Source organism: Microcystis aeruginosa LEGE 91341, from assembly GCF_015206885.1.
Lineage (GTDB): Bacteria > Cyanobacteriota > Cyanobacteriia > Cyanobacteriales > Microcystaceae > Microcystis > Microcystis aeruginosa_H.
The window spans coordinates 1-14,793 of sequence record NZ_JADEXY010000107.1 but is presented as its reverse complement, the minus strand read 5'-3'; the positions used below and the strand labels follow the sequence as shown (position 1 = coordinate 14,793).

Sequence of the window (14,793 nt, the reverse complement as noted above, 5' to 3'; positions counted from 1 at the left end):
GAAGTGGGGTGGTGGGGAAGTGGGAGTCAGAGCATTTGTACTAAATTTTCTGATCAGTTTAAATGCAGTACAACTGAGAAGACGAACAACAAACCTCCAGAATTTGTCTTAGGATAATATTTGTCAGCTAAGAGGGTTATAATATGGGGCGATTCTGGTTAAAGGTGGGAACTTTTGGGCAAAATATCTTAATCGGTTTAGGTTTAGTCCTATTAATCGGTTTTTATCACAGTATCAGCGCCAAATCTACCTCATTGATGATTGTTTATCCCCCCGATAATCATCAAACCACGGCCGCTAGAATCTTTTTTATTGGTTCTGCTCCTCCATCGGGTCAAGTTTTGCTCAATAATCAACCGATTCAACGCAGTGCTAAAGGATATTTTGCCCCTAGTTTTCCCCTACAAGTTGGCGAAAATAATTTCACTATTCGCTATCAAAACCAAACTATTAATCGTCAAATAATTCGTCTAGATACTCAAGTAGTTATTCCCCAAGACTTAGCTTTTGCTGATAACTCTCTCAGTCCTTCTGTCCAGAAGACGAGGTTAGTGGGGGAATGGATTTGTTTTAGTGCGATTGCCACTCCCCAAGCTCAGGTTTCTGTGCAGTTAGGAGATAAAATTCTGCCTCTTTTACCCCAAACTCAAACCACAAAACTGCCTAGTAATGCCGCAGTTTTAACTAATGTTAATCAAGCGAATTCCGAGGATAAAACTGGTTACTATCGAGGTTGTCAACAGTTTCAACAAGAGGCTAACTTAGGAAAACCTATTTTTACAGCACAATTAAATAATCGCTCTATTAGTCAACAAGGTCAAGGAGAAATTAATATTATTAGCGATCAAAATTTACCAGTGATTGAAATTATAGCTGCCCAAGGGGTAGCACGCACGGGACCGGGTAGTGATTATTCCCGTTTAACTCCTTTACCCCAAGGCACAAAAGCGAGAGTCACTGGGAAAGAAGGGGATTGGTTACGGTTAGATTATGGTGGTTGGATTTTAGAGCGAGAAACCCGTTTAATAGTTAATGAAGTCCTAGATAATGCTAATATTCGTGGTCTCTCTTCTCGCAGTATCAATCAAGCAACGGAAATTATTTTCCCCCTTTCCCATCCTGTACCCATCGCCGTGAGACAAGAGGATGATAAATTTATTTTGACCCTTTATAATACCATTGCCCAAACCGATACAATTTTTCTGGTGGATAATCCTTTAATCAGACGTTTAGATTGGCGACAAATCAACCCGACCACGATAGAATACACTTTTAATCTTAATCAAAAACAACAGTGGGGTTATAGTCTTCGTTATCAGGGGACAAATTTAATCTTAACCCTGCGTCATCCCCCGGAAAAAAGTGATAATTTACAGGGCAAAGTTATTTTATTAGATCCCGGACACGGAGGTAAAGAAACTGGTGCTGTCGGTCCAACGGGTTACACGGAAAAAGAGATTAATTTAGTTATGTCTAAATTAATTAAACGGGAGTTAGAAAAATTGGGGGCAACAGTTTATTTAACCAGAGAAACGGACATCGAACTATCCCTACCGGCACGGGTAGAGATGATTAATAATCTGCAACCAACCCTAGCACTATCGGTTCACTATAATGCTTTACCCGATGATGGAGATGCCTTAAATACTCAAGGAATTGGCATATTTTGGTATCATCCCCAGGCAGCGGATCTATCAGTTTTTCTCCACGATTATTTAACCAAAAATCTTAACCGTCCTTCCTATGGAGTATTTTGGAATAATTTAGCTTTAACTCGTCCCTATAGTAGTCCTTCTTTGTTATTAGAGTTAGGATTTATGAGTAATCCTCAAGAATTTGAATGGATTACCGATACTCAGGCACAAAAACAATTAGCGCAAGTTTTAGCCGCCGGAATTAGCCAATGGTTTCAACAATCTGGGGTAATTGCCTCTAGTTAAAATTTAATGGCAAGCGGAGGGAGATAAGCTTAAATCTTTATGAAAAATCAAGCCCTAGCTGGAAAGCCAGTGATAAGATTTTCAGGAGTCTTTATTGTAATCTGAGGAAATTCAATCAAGTTCATGGAAAAAATGTTACCAGTGAACAGCCATCGGACAAAATAACTGCTAGATTACAAGGTATAGTCGATCACTCTCTAGTAGATATTTAAACAGCGATCGCTCTGGGACAAAAATCTCTGGATTAGCCAACAAATAAAGATAGTTTACTTGAAAATTTCCCAACAATTCACCCCCTTAATCCCCCCTTAATAAGGGGGGCAGGGGGGATAAAAACCACCTTATTAGGGGGTGATTAAGGGGGGATCAAAACCACCCTCGTTATTCGTTATTATTCTTCATATACCCATGACTAACTCTTTATATATCAGCACGACGGCAACGGGAAGCGGTAGAGCGTTAGTAGCTTTAGGAATTATCGACTTAATTCTCCGCAAAACTAATAAAGTTGCTTTTTTCCAGCCAATTGTTCTCGACTGTTCCGAAGGTCATCGGGATGAAGACATTGACTTAATCCTCAATTATTTTAAATTAGAACAAACCTACGAAGAGGCATTTGGTTTATGTTATGACGAAGTGAAGGAGTTATTGGTACAACAAAAATTTGATGAAATCATCGAAAAAATTATCAAAAAGTTTAAAAACTTAGAAAATAAGTATGATTTTATCCTCTGTGAAGGTTCCGATTATCTGCAAGAAAATTCCGCCTTTGAATTTGAACTAAATACAGAAATCGCCAAAAATCTCGGCCATCCCATCTTAATATTAGGTAATGCCTACCAGCGCAGTGTCGAAGATGCCCTTAGTCCGATCCTGATTTCCTGCGACACCTACCAGGATAAAGGTTGTACGGTAATTGGAATTATTATCAATCAAGCTGAAGAGGAAAAAATAGAGGAATTACGGAAAACCCTAACTAAAATTTTTCCCCCCCAAGAATATGCCCTAGGAGTGATTCCCCACAATGCCAAACTTAGCAGCCCGCGAGTGGCAGAAATCGCCCAACAATTACAGGCAAAAGTTCTCTACGGACAGCACAGATTAGATAGTTTAGCCAGTAACTTTCTGGTGGTGGCCATGCAGATGCAAAATGCCCTAGAGCGGATAAAAGAAGATAGTTTAATTATCACCCCTTGGGATCGCGGCGATGTGATTATCGGGATGTTACAGGCCCACCAATCGGCCAATTATCCCCAATTAGCCGGTATAGTCTTAACAGCAGGTCATGACCTCAATCCTTCGATCGCCCGTTTAATTGACGGTTTGCCCGATCCCTTACCGATTCTCTCCGTCACCACCGATACCTACACCACGGCCGAACACATCCACGATGTGCGAACCACCCTGACCTCGACGGACTACGATAAAATTAACCTCAGTCTGCAGCTTTTTCACAGTAACATCAATCTCGATCGCCTAGAAGCGCAAATTCGCACTTTGCGGACTCAGGGGATTACCCCGAAGATGTTCACCTATAATCTCGTACAACAGGCCAAAGCGCAAAAACGTCACATCGTTTTGGCCGAAGGAACCGAACCGCGCATCCTCCAGGCAGCCACAGTTTTAATCGAACAGGATATCGTCGATTTAACCCTCTTGGGACAACCGGACGAGATTGCAATGGTGATTAAAAAACATGGTATCACTCTCGATCTCGATCGCCTGCAAATTATTAACCCCGTGGCTAGTCCCCATTTTGAAAGCTATGTGCAGACCCTCTACGAAGCGAGAAAAGCCAAGGGAATGAATCTCGATATGGCCCGGGATTATGCACAGGATGTCTCCTATTTTGGCACTTTAATGGTGTATCAAGGCGATGCTGATGGTATGGTATCGGGGGCGGTGCATACCACTCAACACACGATTAGGCCTGCACTCCAGATTATCAAAACTAAGCCCGATTGTGCGATCGTCTCCTCGGTCTTTTTTATGTGCCTAGAGGATCGAGTCTTGGTTTATGGGGATTGTGCGGTCAATCCCGACCCCAGTGCCGAGGAATTAGCCGAAATCGCCCTATCTTCTGCCGAAACCGCCCAAAAATTCGGAATTGATCCGCGAATCGCCCTGCTTTCCTATTCTTCGGGTCAATCGGGCCAGGGAGAAGACGTGGAAAAAGTACGACAAGCGACCAAAATCGCTAGGGAAAAACGCCCCGATTTGAAGCTAGAAGGGCCAATTCAGTACGATGCGGCCGTGGATAGGGAAGTAGCCGCCCAAAAAATGCCGGGGTCAGAGGTGGCGGGCCAAGCAACAGTGTTTATTTTTCCTGACCTGAATACAGGTAATAATACTTATAAAGCCGTGCAGCGGGAAACAAAAGCTTTAGCCATAGGTCCAATCCTACAGGGATTAAAAAAACCCGTCAATGATCTCAGTCGCGGTTGTACCGTTCCCGATATTATCAATACGGTGGTAATCACAGCCATTCAATCCCAATCTTTTTGAGTTATGGTCATTTCAGAACAGAGAGAGAGCCACCAATTTTTACTTTAATCGATATTTCCCAAAAACTAGCAATACTTACAAAAACATTATCGGTATTTTCAAGACTATCTCGCAGCGAAACCGGCAAAATTGGGTCATCCTCAGCTAACTAGATAAAGACATGAGTATCTGTATCTATTAAAGCACTCTTCATTAACTATAGTCCTTAAAGTCTTCTAAGGGAGCATCAAAGTCATTAGCTAAAGATAAAACGAAAGTTCCTTTTATTGAACCAGCTAAAGTTCTTTTAACAGTTACGGATTCTTTTGCTGCTGGTTTATCTTCTTCTGTTTGGTCAGACTTAGTGAGCAAATATTCAGCATAATGTAAAAGTTCAGTTTTGAGATCATCGGGCATATTCTCAACTATATTCTTAAGGGCTGAATCTATACTCAATAATGGCTCACTTTTAGTTAAATTAATGAATATTTAGGGAAAGTAGCGATAAAATTCACGTCGGTGTAGGAGCCGCATTACCTCAATGTTATTATCAACAACGGCTATTCCTAATCGATATTCACCAAGGCGTATTCGGTAGCGATTGGTAGCTCCCTTCATTGGCTTGACATTACCAATATCCTGCAATGACTTGGCATTGGGTAAATCTCTAAAAGCAAGCTGTAAAATCTGTTCATAAACAGGCTGGTTTTTCAATGCCTTCAAATCTTTGAGAAATCTTTTTCGATATTGAACCTTCAAGGTAAATCTATTCCTCCAAATAAGCCAGTGCCTCTTCGATATCCAATAGTGGACTCTGCTGTGCCTCATCCATCGCTTGGTTAAGGCAGTAGTCTTCTATTGCTTCGGTGAACTCTTCACAAGACATATCTTCTTGGGGAAATACTTGTCTCCATAGTTCAATCGGAATAACAACGGCTTTGGTTTGTCCGTTTTGGTCAGTTAGGTATTCTATTGAAGGCATAGACAAGACTTGTCAAGTTTGATAAGTCTATGATATAGCACTACGCGATTACATTAGAAAACGGGTTTCTCAAAGAAACTCCCCCTCAACTAGAAAACGGGTTTCTCAAAGAAACCCGTTTTCTGGAGATGAAAAACATCGATAAAACCCTATAAAATTGATAAAAACAGCGATACTTGACAAAATCGGGGGGGGTGATAGGCTTTTTCAGATAATTTACCCGAATAAACCGATGGCTACTCAAAAAAGCTCATTCTTAAGCCGCTCCCGTCCCTTAAAGCTTTTCTCAGATTTTCTCGGTACAACAATCGGCATGGCAACTGCTGTCACCCTAGGAACAGTAATTAGCTTGCCCGCACAGGCAACCACTCTATTTAGCCAGACGAATATCGTCACCAACCCAGGCGCAGGATTCAACGGCTCAGATGTCAGTCAAGCCTCTGCTACTGTGGATTTAGGGGGGCAGAATGCAAGCAGTGTCCGGGGTTTGGCACAAAGCTTTACCATTTCTGATCCAGGACTGTGGGCGATCGATACGGTATCGGTGATGGCTTACATGACATCAACTTATGGGTTTCCCCCCACTTCACCTTTTACTGGCATCTCAGTTAATATTTGGGATAATGCCCCGGGTCTTGCCGGAAGTAATATTCTCGGTTCGTCCACAAATCTACTATCTACTAACTGGACTGGCGTTTACCGCACTTTCAATGGCGTGTTAAACAATGCCCAACGCCCAGTGATGAACATTGCCGCCAATTTCAGTGGTTCTGGTCTTACTCTCGCGCCAGGAACTTACTGGGCAGACTACCAACTAACGGGGCTGTCACCCACAGGAGGTACAACTGCTTTTACTCCTTATCTAATGACAACTTTAGGAGGAAATCCTGTAACTGTAAATGGAAATGCACGGCAGTTTAACACCCCGGCTGCCCCAAATGCTTGGATTACCATCAGCGAGGGTAATCCGGCTCAAGGGGTTTCTTTTCCCTTAACCGTAACAGGACAGAAAGTTCCCGAACCTAGTACCGTTCTAGGATTGGGACTGTTAGGCTTGGGTGCATTGGTTAAACGCCAGTTAAAGCAAAAGCAAGGCAGTGATAAGGCTTAATTGCCGTAGAAAACGCGGGTTTCTTGAAGAAACCCGTTTTCTGGAGCTTGTTATGCTTATTTCCTCCCGACCGGGCCGAAGCGGGAATCAAAACTATAATTAGAATGATTAAACCCCAACCATAACCCCGCCTCGATAGCCGATAACCGATCGCTAAACATGGATCCATCTTTCGCCCTTACCCTGCAAATTGTCATCACTGTGGTGGCGGGGATTACAGCCCAAGTCATCGCCGAATACCTGAAAGTTCCCAGTATTGTCTTCCTGCTCATTTTTGGGATTGCTTTAGGGTCCGATGGTTGGGAAATTTTACAGCCCCAAAGTCTGGGAATTGGCTTAGAAGTCCTTGTTGCTCTCTCTGTGGCGATTATCCTATTTGAAGGCGGTTTAAGCCTAAGCGGACGGGAATTAGGGCGAGTTTCTGGCAGTTTACGCAATCTTGTCACCCTCGGTACTTCCATCACTCTCATCGGTGGCGGTATGGCAGCCCACTGGTTGGGGGAATTTCCCTGGCCGATCGCATTTCTTTACGCTTCTTTAGTGGTGGTAACTGGTCCGACGGTGATCGGGCCTTTGCTGAAGCAAGTAGCCGTAGATCGACGGGTGGCGACGCTTTTGGAAGGGGAAGGGGTATTAATCGACCCTGTGGGCGCAATTTTAGCCGTAGTGGTGCTAAATACGATTATTGATAGTCATTCCCGTCCCATGGAAATTATCACTGGTTTAACCCTGCGTTTAGGCATCGGGGCGGCGATCGGCATTGCTGGAGGCGGATTATTAAGTTTTATTATAAAAACTTGCAATTTTTTGACTTTTGAGTTAAAGAATCTCGTGGTTTTAGCGGGAGTCTGGGGATTATTTGGTTTATCGCAATTTAGTCGCAGTGAATCGGGGTTAATGGCGGTGGTAATGGCGGGAATTGTGCTAAAAGCGGCGGCAGTTCCCGATGAGCGGTTATTAAGGCGTTTTAAGGGTCAATTAACGACTCTTTGCGTGTCGGTACTGTTTATTTTACTAGCGGCGGATCTTTCGATCGCCAGTGTCATCGCTTTGGGTTGGGGCAGCGTCCTGACGGTGTTAGTCTTGATGCTGGTGGTGCGTCCCCTGAGTGTGGCTTTGTGTACCCTAAAAAGTGACCTAAATTGGCGACATAAGTTATTTATCGCTTGGGTTGCTCCTAGGGGAATCGTTTCTGCTTCCGTAGCTTCTTTATTTGCCATTTTACTCACCCGTGCCGGTATTAATGGCGGTGAAGCGATCAAAGCTTTAGTCTTTTTAACAATTTTAATGACCGTTTTTATTCAGGGATTAACGGCGCGGTGGGTGGCAAAAGGGCTAAAAATCACTTCTTCTGCGGCAACGGGGGCAGTAATCGTCGGTTGTAATCCCCTAGGTCGCTTAATCGGCTGTTTATTCCAAGAACAAGGGGAAAACGTGGTTTTAATCGATACGGATGCTAGGGCCTGTCAGCAAGCAAAAGAAGAGGGTTTAACGGTGCTGCAGAGTAGCGCACTTGATACGAAAATACTACAAGAAGCGGGCATCGAATCCATGGGGACTTTTCTGGTTTTGACTAATAATAGCGAGGTTAATCTGGTTTTAGCCCAGAGAGCCGGGGAGGAATTTCATCCTCCCCGGGTGTTGGCTGCCTTTGCGGGAACCCCCAACCCAGATAAAAATAAGGTTAATCAGGTTTTTCTCCCTAGTTTTTCGGTCAAGGAATGGAATCAGTATTTAGACGATAATCAGATTAAATTAGGTAAAACCATCTTTAAAGCCGATGATTTGAGCGAACAACAGACCAGACTAACTAAATTAATCGAAAATGGCGAACTGCTGCCCCTACTATTGCGTCGCGATAATTCCCTACAGGTAGTCACAGAAAGGGAAGAATGGCGCACCGGAGACGAATTAATCTATATTCTGCGCGATTTACGCCCACAACTGCTTAAACGTCTTTCTGGCACTGTCAGAACCCGTTTATCTTTAGAAATCTTACCCGAAGTGGAAATCGCCACCAGTAGATAAGTGATAGGAAAAAATTAACTTCTTGGTTAGGATAGGAACTCTGGCAACTTAACTTAGCTAAAAAAACCGGTACACTGATAACTGATAATTGACAACTGATCACTGCTTATGCCTCCCCGTTGGCCCCGTCAACCCGATCGCAAAAACGATCCCGCTTTCCGACGTTTAGATGATCGCATGAATTTCGCCGTTCATGTGGCGGGTTTTTTAGCGATTAATTCAGGGTTGTGGTTTTTTCATATCATTAAATTTTCCGATTGGACTTGGTTAAATCTGTTCACAGGAATTTGGGCTATTCTATTGGTGGGACATTTGATTTATATAGCGGCGATCGCTAACTACTCGGTAACATCCCATGGCTAACACAACTCAGGACATCGAAAATCTGGCGGCTCAAATCGGCGACAATATCTACATTGACGTGGCTAAATGGCATCTCTATCTCCGGGAAGCACATTTACACAGCGTCGTTGCCGAAAAAGTCTTCCCTTTGCTCGAAAACGACAGTTTAAGTGAGAATGCAGTCATGTCTATCCTGCGGGAGATAAAAGTCACCCTCGGAGGTGGTCATCTGCAAGTTTCTCTAGCGGATTTGTTACCCAGCAAATGTCAGATAGATTTAATCGATTTGCTCGAAGAATACCAAAAAAGTCGCTAAAATTCCCAAATAGTATGCCTGATAACTCGCAGACTAGGACTAACAGGCTAAAGTAGTTAGAAATAGTCCCCTAGAAGCAAACCATGGAAATAGGTGTTCCCAAAGAGATTAAAGATCAAGAGTTTCGCGTCGGTTTAAGTCCCAGTAGTGTGCGTGTACTCAATGATCGCGGTCACAGGGTATTTGTGGAAACGGCCGCCGGATTAGGTGCCGGATTCAGCGATGAGGATTACCAAAAAGCCGGGGCCAAAATTGTGGAAAAAGCGGCCGAAGTTTGGGATAAACCGCTAGTTGTCAAGGTTAAAGAGCCGCTTAAAGCAGAATACGGCTTTTTAAACAAGGAGGCTCTCCTTTTCACCTATTTACACCTAGCAGCCGAGCGCTGTTTAACGGAAGCATTAATCGAGTCGGGAACAACTGCGATCGCTTATGAAACGGTCGAGCTTGCTGATGGTCGTTTGCCTCTCTTAACTCCCATGAGTGTTATTGCCGGTCGTCTTTCAGTACAATTTGGGGCCCGCTATCTGGAAAAACAACAGGGAGGTAGGGGAGTTTTACTGGGGGGTTTCCCCGGGGTGAGTCCTGGACAAGTGGTTATCCTTGGCGGTGGTGTGGTGGGTACGGAAGCGGCCAGAATTGCCATCGGTATGGGGGCAAAAGTAGCTATTTTAGATATTAACGTCGAGCGCTTGGCCTATTTAGAAACTTTATTCGGTTCCCGGGTAGAATTGCTTTATAGTAGCTCGGCACAATTAGAAGATGTGGTTCCTAAGGCCGATTTATTGATTGGGGCCGTGCTAGTCTTAGGAAAACGAGCGCCGACTCTAGTTTCTCGCTCTTTAGTCGCCAAAATGAACCCTGGTTCCGTAATTGTCGATGTGGCAGTGGACCAAGGTGGCTGCGTGGAAACCCTGCGGGCCACTTCCCACAGTCAACCGACTTACCTGGAGTCGGGAGTAGTACATTATGGGGTGCCTAATATGCCAGGAGCAGTACCCTGGACGGCAACTCAAGCTTTAAATAATAGTACCCTTCCCTACGTTATTAAATTAGCCGACCATGGGGTAAAAGCTTTGGATCAAGATGTTTCCCTCGCTAAGGGGTTAAATGTGGCCAATCATCGGTTAATTCATCCAGCAGTGCGGGAAGTTTTTCCTGATTTGATTTGAGCAGTAATTTCAGGGCTGATGGTGGTATTTTTTAGGGGTTATGACTAAGAATTTATGGACAAGGGATGAGCTGCTGATCGCTCTCAATTTATACTATAAATTTCCCTATGGACAATTCCACACCAATAATCCTGTTATTATCGAAGTCGCTCAAAAGTTACAGCGAACACCATCGGCCTTGGTGATGAAATTATGTAATTTTGGTTCTCTCGATCCCAGGCATCAATTGCGAGGAGTACAGGGGTTAAAAGGTATCAGTAAAGCTGATCGGCAAATCTGGCAGGAGTTCGAGGATAACTGGACGGAATTAGCCCTAGAAAGTGAGGAAAAACTACAGGTTCTTTTAGGAGTTATCAACGAGCAGCAAGAGGATTTTACTAGACTTGATTTTTCGGAAAATATCAAAACAGAAAACGAAGCAATTAGAAAAGTTAGAATCGGACAAAACTTTTTCAGAAAGACAATTTTAGCCCTATATAACTATCGTTGCTGTATTACAGGAAATCCCATTCCTCTTTTACTAACAGCTAGTCATATATTACCCTGGAGTCAATTTCCTGAACAGCGTTTAAACCCTCATAATGGCCTGTGCCTAGCTCGTACTCATGATACTGCTTTCGATCGAGGTTTAATTAGTTTCGATGAGGATTTAAGATTAATTATTGGTCATGAGATCGAAAAAAAGGCTCAGGATCAAGGTAGCGAGACGTTAGAACTAAATTTTATCAACTATCGCGGTAAAACTTTAAATGTTCCCGATCGCTTCTCACCGGATTTGGATTTTTTAAACTATCATCGCTATCATATATTTCAGGGCTAAAAATGGAATAACTAATAAAAAGTCTGTTGTTCGAGGATTTGAAATATATTGACTATTAAATTGGGTGATGGAGAACAGCAAAAACCAGATGGTGATTTGATCATTGCCTAGCTCGTACTCATAATACTGATACTGCTTTTGATCGAGGTTTAATTGGTTATCGCTGATCTTGTGGGTTGGGTTGAAGCATGAAACCCAACGCCTGCATGGGTTACGCTACCGCTAAACCATCCTACAAATAATTGTGCCTCCCTACTTAACGATGATGACAATCCTAGAGAGGATTCTTTTTCCCTATCACTGCATAGAAGGGATCGGCGACCATAATTCCTAACATTTGTAGGAAACTGGGGGTAGTAGCAGGACGAACGATCGCCTGTACTTCCCTAAATCCCGCCACCGATTTAAAATAGGATTTCACTAACGCTACCCGGCCTAAATCGCTATTATCGCGCCAAGCAGCGATCGCTTTTTGATAAAACATCCGATTGGAAAAACTGACCACCACCAGACCATTAGGCCTTAAAATGCGATACAGTTCCGCAAAAATCGCCTCTGGATACTGCAAATACTGCACCGACACCGTTATTAACACCGCATCAAAAGAACTATCCCCTAGGGGCAATTTTGGCTGTGCATTGAGGTCCTGGACAAAATAACTATGCAAGCGGGGATTTTTGGCTAACTCCTCCCCATTCATCCCGTGACCTTCGATATGCTCAAATTCCATCTCCTCCGGTAAATGGGACACCCAGCTGCTCATCAGGTCTAAAATGCGCGTATTCGGCGATAAGATCTCTCGGTAAAGAGCGGTTAATCGATCGATAAAACCCTCATCCACGTGGGTGACAAAGCGGGGAAAAGCATAAAAATCGCTGTCTTTGGTCGGATCGAGTTTAGTTCTTTCTTCGGGTCGGAGCATTTTTGTCAAGTTAATTTTACTATTCTTAACATACCCCACAGACAGAAAAAAGGGTTAACCGAACTGGTCAACCCCTAGGCTTGGGAACGCGCTGTAAATCTTAGCTTTGAACGACTAGCTTAACGTTAGCGTTTTGCAGACCGCGCTGTTTCACTTCGGATAGGGTTTTGTTCACAGCGTATTTTTGGTTGATCGAGTTGATCAATTCGGTTTGATTGTGTTTTTTGGCCACACCCCAGAGGTCAGCGATTAAATCGAAACTGCCGTCGGTATTACGAGACCAACCGAGATCATATTCGCCATCGAGAACAGCAACGATGTCGGAGCGAACCCGTTGACCGTTGTAACCACGAACATCGGCTTCGGTTTTCACGCTAATGCCGAGGTCGCGGAGAGAAGCTTTGAGGATTTCGGCATCGGTGATTTTGGTCCGGAGAGTGCTAAAATGAGACATTGGAATTTCCTCTTTGTGGATAAGAATTAACAACAACAGATTGAGAGTTAAAGAGTGCCGCCAAGCGGCTTTTCGAGGCATTGCTAGTCCCTGAGAACTAGCCTTTCATCCCGTTGGGAGCGGGCGAAAGTCTGTTAGAACTCCAATCGCTGGTACTCAGCGACGGAGGCCGAAGCAGGTCGGGCGCGTTGTCTGGCCCAATCACGCAGGGCAGTTACCTGTTCGGTCATGGTGCGAGATAGGGGCAGAGTCGCCTTAATCGCCGCAATAATGTCTAATTGCGTGAATTCGCGATCTTGGGCGAAGGCCTCATACATGGCGGCAATCAGCGCCTGTTCTATTTCCGCACCGGAAAACCCATCGGATACCTTGGCTAACTGCTCCAAATCGAAGCGAGAAATGTCGGAGCGTCGTTTAGTCAGGTGAATATTAAAGATATCTTGTCTTTCTTCGGAATTGGGCAAATCGACAAAGAAGATTTCATCGAAGCGCCCCTTGCGGAGAAATTCCCCCGGTAGCCGTTCAATCCGGTTAGCTGTGGCCATGACGAAGACGGGCGAGGTTTTTTCCTGCATCCAAGTCAGGAAGGAGCCGAAGATGCGGCTAGAGGTTCCCCCATCGGAATCGGCGGATCCTGTACCACCGGCAAAAGCTTTATCTAATTCATCGATGAAAAGAATGGCCGGAGAGATGGATTCGGCAGTTTTTAAGGCATTACGCAGGTTAGCCTCGGACCGTCCCACCATGGAACCATCGTAAACCCGTCCCATATCTAAGCGCAGGAGCGGTAAACTCCAGAGGCGCGAGGTGGTTTTAGCAATCAAGGACTTACCACAGCCCGGTACTCCTAAAATTAGCATTCCTTTCGGTTGCGGGAGTCCGTAACCTCTGGCTCTTTCTGTAAAGGCGTTCGAGCGCTGTTTTAACCATTTTTTTAGTTCTTCCAGACCGCCGACGGCATTGATGGTCTCGTCCTCTTCAATGTATTCTAAAATTCCGTTGCGGCGAATCAGTTGTTTTTTCTCGGAAAGGACGATTTCTACCTCGTCTTCCGTCAATTTGTTGGCTTTTACATAGGCTTTCCGGTACACCTTTTCGGCTTCATCTTTAGTTAAACCTAAGGCAGCTTTCAGGAGTTTTTCCCGGACCTCTGTGGTGGTACGACGATTTTGATTTTTGCCTAGATGTTGCGAGAGAACCGTATCTAACTCTCCCATGTCCGGCAGAGGAAAATCTAGAACTACCACGTCTTTCTCTAGTTCTATGGGGACTTCTTGCAGGGGAGACATTAAAATAATGATTTTTTCGGTTCCTTTAAAACTGGCGATCGCATCTCTTAACCAGCGAGTGACGGGAGCGGAAGTGATGAACGGATGCAGGTCTTTGAAGATGTAGATGCCCCCTTCCCGTTGACGCACTACCCATTCGATCGCCGCTTCTGGCGACACGGTATTATGTTGACTGGTTTGGCGCGGTTGACCCTGTTCGATCATGCCGTGGGTGACAGTCCAGACAAACACCCGTCGATGTTGTGTATTTAGTTGGGCTATTTTGCTGATGGCTTCTTCCGCCCTTTCCTCCTCGGAGGTGACGAGGTAAATCAGGGGATACTGAGCCTTGACGAGAATTCCTAGCTCTTCTTTCATAACATCGACCCTATTTGTGGTAACGGTTTAGACCTTGGGCGGCTGATGGCTGTGGATGCCTTGTTCGGCTACTGAGAGTTTAGCAGGGAACTAAGGCTGCTTCTCCCTCTGTGGTTCCTTGAGCGCCAACGGGTTCGGGAACTTCGATCGGGAACTCGTCGCCCACTATTGCGGGCTGGCGTTTGATCGACCTTAGCCGATCTTCTTTCATTACTAACGCGGCATCACACTCGGGACAGACATGAACCTGATAGGTTTTGCCATAGGCGGTGGCTTCGATTTCTTCTACCTTTTCGGGGTATTTCAGGTAAAAAGCGATCGCTTTCTCCACCAGCCCTGACATCGATTCTTCATCGATCGCGGCTCTTATCTTTAGTTGACGATGGACTCCAGGGGGAAGGTACAGTGTGACTTTTTGCTTGTCTTGCATATCACTAAATTGGTTTACCCGGGTATGTGTCCCTACTATAACCACTGTCTTTCTCTCCTGTCAAGATGGTAAGCTGTCATAACGGCATAATTGTAATATTTCTTTACAATTGTTGGGAAAGTGGGGTGTGGGGTGATGGGGAAGTGGGG

16 protein-coding genes are annotated in these 14,793 nt (G+C 44.6%); 8 read left to right on the top strand and 8 right to left on the bottom strand.

Features of this window, described 5'->3' with window-relative positions; translation table 11 throughout:
* Window positions 1-143 precede the first annotated feature (143 nt).
* Both IQ234_RS15420 and pta read left to right on the top strand, forming a co-directional pair.
* A complete protein-coding gene (locus IQ234_RS15420; RefSeq protein WP_193957727.1) occupies window positions 144-1,940 on the top strand; it encodes an N-acetylmuramoyl-L-alanine amidase in 1,797 nt (598 codons plus the stop codon).
* A gap of 408 nt (window positions 1,941-2,348) precedes the next feature.
* Complete coding sequence (gene pta, locus IQ234_RS15415; protein ID WP_193957726.1) at window positions 2,349-4,445, top strand: phosphate acetyltransferase; 2,097 nt, start codon at window positions 2,349-2,351, stop codon at window positions 4,443-4,445.
* Window positions 4,446-4,637: 192 nt separating this feature from the next.
* Here the strand turns inward: pta and IQ234_RS15410 are convergent, their stop codons facing one another.
* From IQ234_RS15410 to IQ234_RS15400, 3 genes are read right to left on the bottom strand one after another with little or no spacing between them, the layout of a single operon-like run.
* Window positions 4,638-4,880: a DUF2281 domain-containing protein gene (locus tag IQ234_RS15410; RefSeq protein WP_193957725.1), complete on the bottom strand. Its 243-nt coding sequence runs from the start codon at window positions 4,878-4,880 to the stop codon at window positions 4,638-4,640.
* A 33-nt stretch (window positions 4,881-4,913) separates the two neighbouring features.
* Window positions 4,914-5,183: a type II toxin-antitoxin system RelE family toxin gene (locus IQ234_RS15405; RefSeq protein WP_002792733.1), complete on the bottom strand. Its 270-nt coding sequence runs from the start codon at window positions 5,181-5,183 to the stop codon at window positions 4,914-4,916.
* 7 nt (window positions 5,184-5,190) lie between these two features.
* Entirely contained in the window at window positions 5,191-5,406 is a 216-nt protein-coding gene (locus tag IQ234_RS15400) for a hypothetical protein (protein WP_193957724.1), read from the bottom strand.
* A gap of 232 nt (window positions 5,407-5,638) precedes the next feature.
* Here IQ234_RS15400 and IQ234_RS15395 point away from each other — a divergent pair, with 232 nt between their 5' ends.
* Window positions 5,639-6,517, top strand: a complete 879-nt coding sequence (locus tag IQ234_RS15395) for a PEP-CTERM sorting domain-containing protein (protein ID WP_193957723.1) — start codon at window positions 5,639-5,641, stop codon at window positions 6,515-6,517.
* Here IQ234_RS15395 and IQ234_RS15390 read toward each other — a convergent pair.
* Window positions 6,474-6,686: a hypothetical protein gene (locus IQ234_RS15390; RefSeq protein WP_193957722.1), complete on the bottom strand. Its 213-nt coding sequence runs from the start codon at window positions 6,684-6,686 to the stop codon at window positions 6,474-6,476. The genes IQ234_RS15395 and IQ234_RS15390 overlap by 44 nt on opposite strands.
* On the opposite strand from IQ234_RS15390, the gene IQ234_RS15385 reads away from it, so the two are divergent.
* The 5 genes from IQ234_RS15385 (at window position 6,677) to IQ234_RS15365 (ending at window position 11,192) form a co-directional block, all read left to right on the top strand.
* On the top strand, window positions 6,677-8,545 hold the full coding sequence (locus tag IQ234_RS15385) for a cation:proton antiporter (protein WP_193957721.1): 1,869 nt from the start codon (window positions 6,677-6,679) through the stop codon (window positions 8,543-8,545). The genes IQ234_RS15390 and IQ234_RS15385 overlap by 10 nt on opposite strands.
* Before the next feature lie 108 nt (window positions 8,546-8,653).
* Window positions 8,654-8,908, top strand: coding sequence for a hypothetical protein (locus IQ234_RS15380; RefSeq protein WP_002761850.1), 255 nt, complete (start codon window positions 8,654-8,656; stop codon window positions 8,906-8,908).
* Window positions 8,901-9,203, top strand: a complete 303-nt coding sequence (locus IQ234_RS15375; RefSeq protein WP_002761852.1) for a DUF3181 family protein — start codon at window positions 8,901-8,903, stop codon at window positions 9,201-9,203. The genes IQ234_RS15380 and IQ234_RS15375 overlap by 8 nt, the downstream gene beginning before the upstream one ends.
* Window positions 9,204-9,286: 83 nt before the next feature.
* Window positions 9,287-10,372, top strand: a complete 1,086-nt coding sequence (gene ald, locus IQ234_RS15370) for an alanine dehydrogenase (protein ID WP_193957720.1) — start codon at window positions 9,287-9,289, stop codon at window positions 10,370-10,372.
* A 40-nt stretch (window positions 10,373-10,412) separates the two neighbouring features.
* Window positions 10,413-11,192, top strand: a complete 780-nt coding sequence (locus tag IQ234_RS15365) for an HNH endonuclease (RefSeq protein ID WP_193957719.1) — start codon at window positions 10,413-10,415, stop codon at window positions 11,190-11,192.
* Between the two features lie 274 nt (window positions 11,193-11,466).
* Here the strand turns inward: IQ234_RS15365 and IQ234_RS15360 are convergent, their stop codons facing one another.
* From IQ234_RS15360 to IQ234_RS15345, 4 genes are all read right to left on the bottom strand, one after another.
* Window positions 11,467-12,114 (bottom strand): class I SAM-dependent methyltransferase, encoded by a 648-nt coding sequence (locus IQ234_RS15360; RefSeq protein WP_193957718.1) that lies wholly within the window; start codon window positions 12,112-12,114, stop codon window positions 11,467-11,469.
* Window positions 12,115-12,214: 100 nt separating this feature from the next.
* Window positions 12,215-12,568, bottom strand: a complete 354-nt coding sequence (locus tag IQ234_RS15355; RefSeq protein WP_002731874.1) for a DUF1257 domain-containing protein — start codon at window positions 12,566-12,568, stop codon at window positions 12,215-12,217.
* Between the two features lie 134 nt (window positions 12,569-12,702).
* Complete coding sequence (locus IQ234_RS15350; RefSeq protein WP_002793916.1) at window positions 12,703-14,214, bottom strand: AAA family ATPase; 1,512 nt, start codon at window positions 14,212-14,214, stop codon at window positions 12,703-12,705.
* A 79-nt stretch (window positions 14,215-14,293) separates the two neighbouring features.
* Window positions 14,294-14,644 carry a hypothetical protein gene (locus IQ234_RS15345; protein ID WP_043996353.1) on the bottom strand — a complete coding sequence of 117 codons (351 nt, stop codon included), beginning with the start codon at window positions 14,642-14,644 and terminating at the stop codon, window positions 14,294-14,296.
* Between the last annotated feature and the right edge of the window lie 149 nt (window positions 14,645-14,793).

What these genes read in the sequence shown, in the direction of transcription:
- ald (WP_193957720.1), top strand. Translation starts at nt 9,287, where the DNA reads ATGGAAATAGGTGTTCCCAAAGAGATTAAAGATCAAGAGTTTCGCGTC.
- IQ234_RS15390 (WP_193957722.1), bottom strand. Translation starts at nt 6,686, where the DNA reads ATGGATCCATGTTTAGCGATCGGTTATCGGCTATCGAGGCGGGGTTAT.
- pta (WP_193957726.1), top strand. Translation starts at nt 2,349, where the DNA reads ATGACTAACTCTTTATATATCAGCACGACGGCAACGGGAAGCGGTAGA.
- IQ234_RS15355 (WP_002731874.1), bottom strand. Translation starts at nt 12,568, where the DNA reads ATGTCTCATTTTAGCACTCTCCGGACCAAAATCACCGATGCCGAAATC.
- IQ234_RS15345 (WP_043996353.1), bottom strand. Translation starts at nt 14,644, where the DNA reads ATGCAAGACAAGCAAAAAGTCACACTGTACCTTCCCCCTGGAGTCCAT.
- IQ234_RS15375 (WP_002761852.1), top strand. Translation starts at nt 8,901, where the DNA reads ATGGCTAACACAACTCAGGACATCGAAAATCTGGCGGCTCAAATCGGC.
- IQ234_RS15380 (WP_002761850.1), top strand. Translation starts at nt 8,654, where the DNA reads ATGCCTCCCCGTTGGCCCCGTCAACCCGATCGCAAAAACGATCCCGCT.
- IQ234_RS15360 (WP_193957718.1), bottom strand. Translation starts at nt 12,114, where the DNA reads ATGCTCCGACCCGAAGAAAGAACTAAACTCGATCCGACCAAAGACAGC.
- IQ234_RS15365 (WP_193957719.1), top strand. Translation starts at nt 10,413, where the DNA reads ATGACTAAGAATTTATGGACAAGGGATGAGCTGCTGATCGCTCTCAAT.
- IQ234_RS15385 (WP_193957721.1), top strand. Translation starts at nt 6,677, where the DNA reads ATGGATCCATCTTTCGCCCTTACCCTGCAAATTGTCATCACTGTGGTG.
- IQ234_RS15420 (WP_193957727.1), top strand. Translation starts at nt 144, where the DNA reads ATGGGGCGATTCTGGTTAAAGGTGGGAACTTTTGGGCAAAATATCTTA.
- IQ234_RS15350 (WP_002793916.1), bottom strand. Translation starts at nt 14,214, where the DNA reads ATGAAAGAAGAGCTAGGAATTCTCGTCAAGGCTCAGTATCCCCTGATT.
- IQ234_RS15395 (WP_193957723.1), top strand. Translation starts at nt 5,639, where the DNA reads ATGGCTACTCAAAAAAGCTCATTCTTAAGCCGCTCCCGTCCCTTAAAG.
- IQ234_RS15400 (WP_193957724.1), bottom strand. Translation starts at nt 5,406, where the DNA reads ATGCCTTCAATAGAATACCTAACTGACCAAAACGGACAAACCAAAGCC.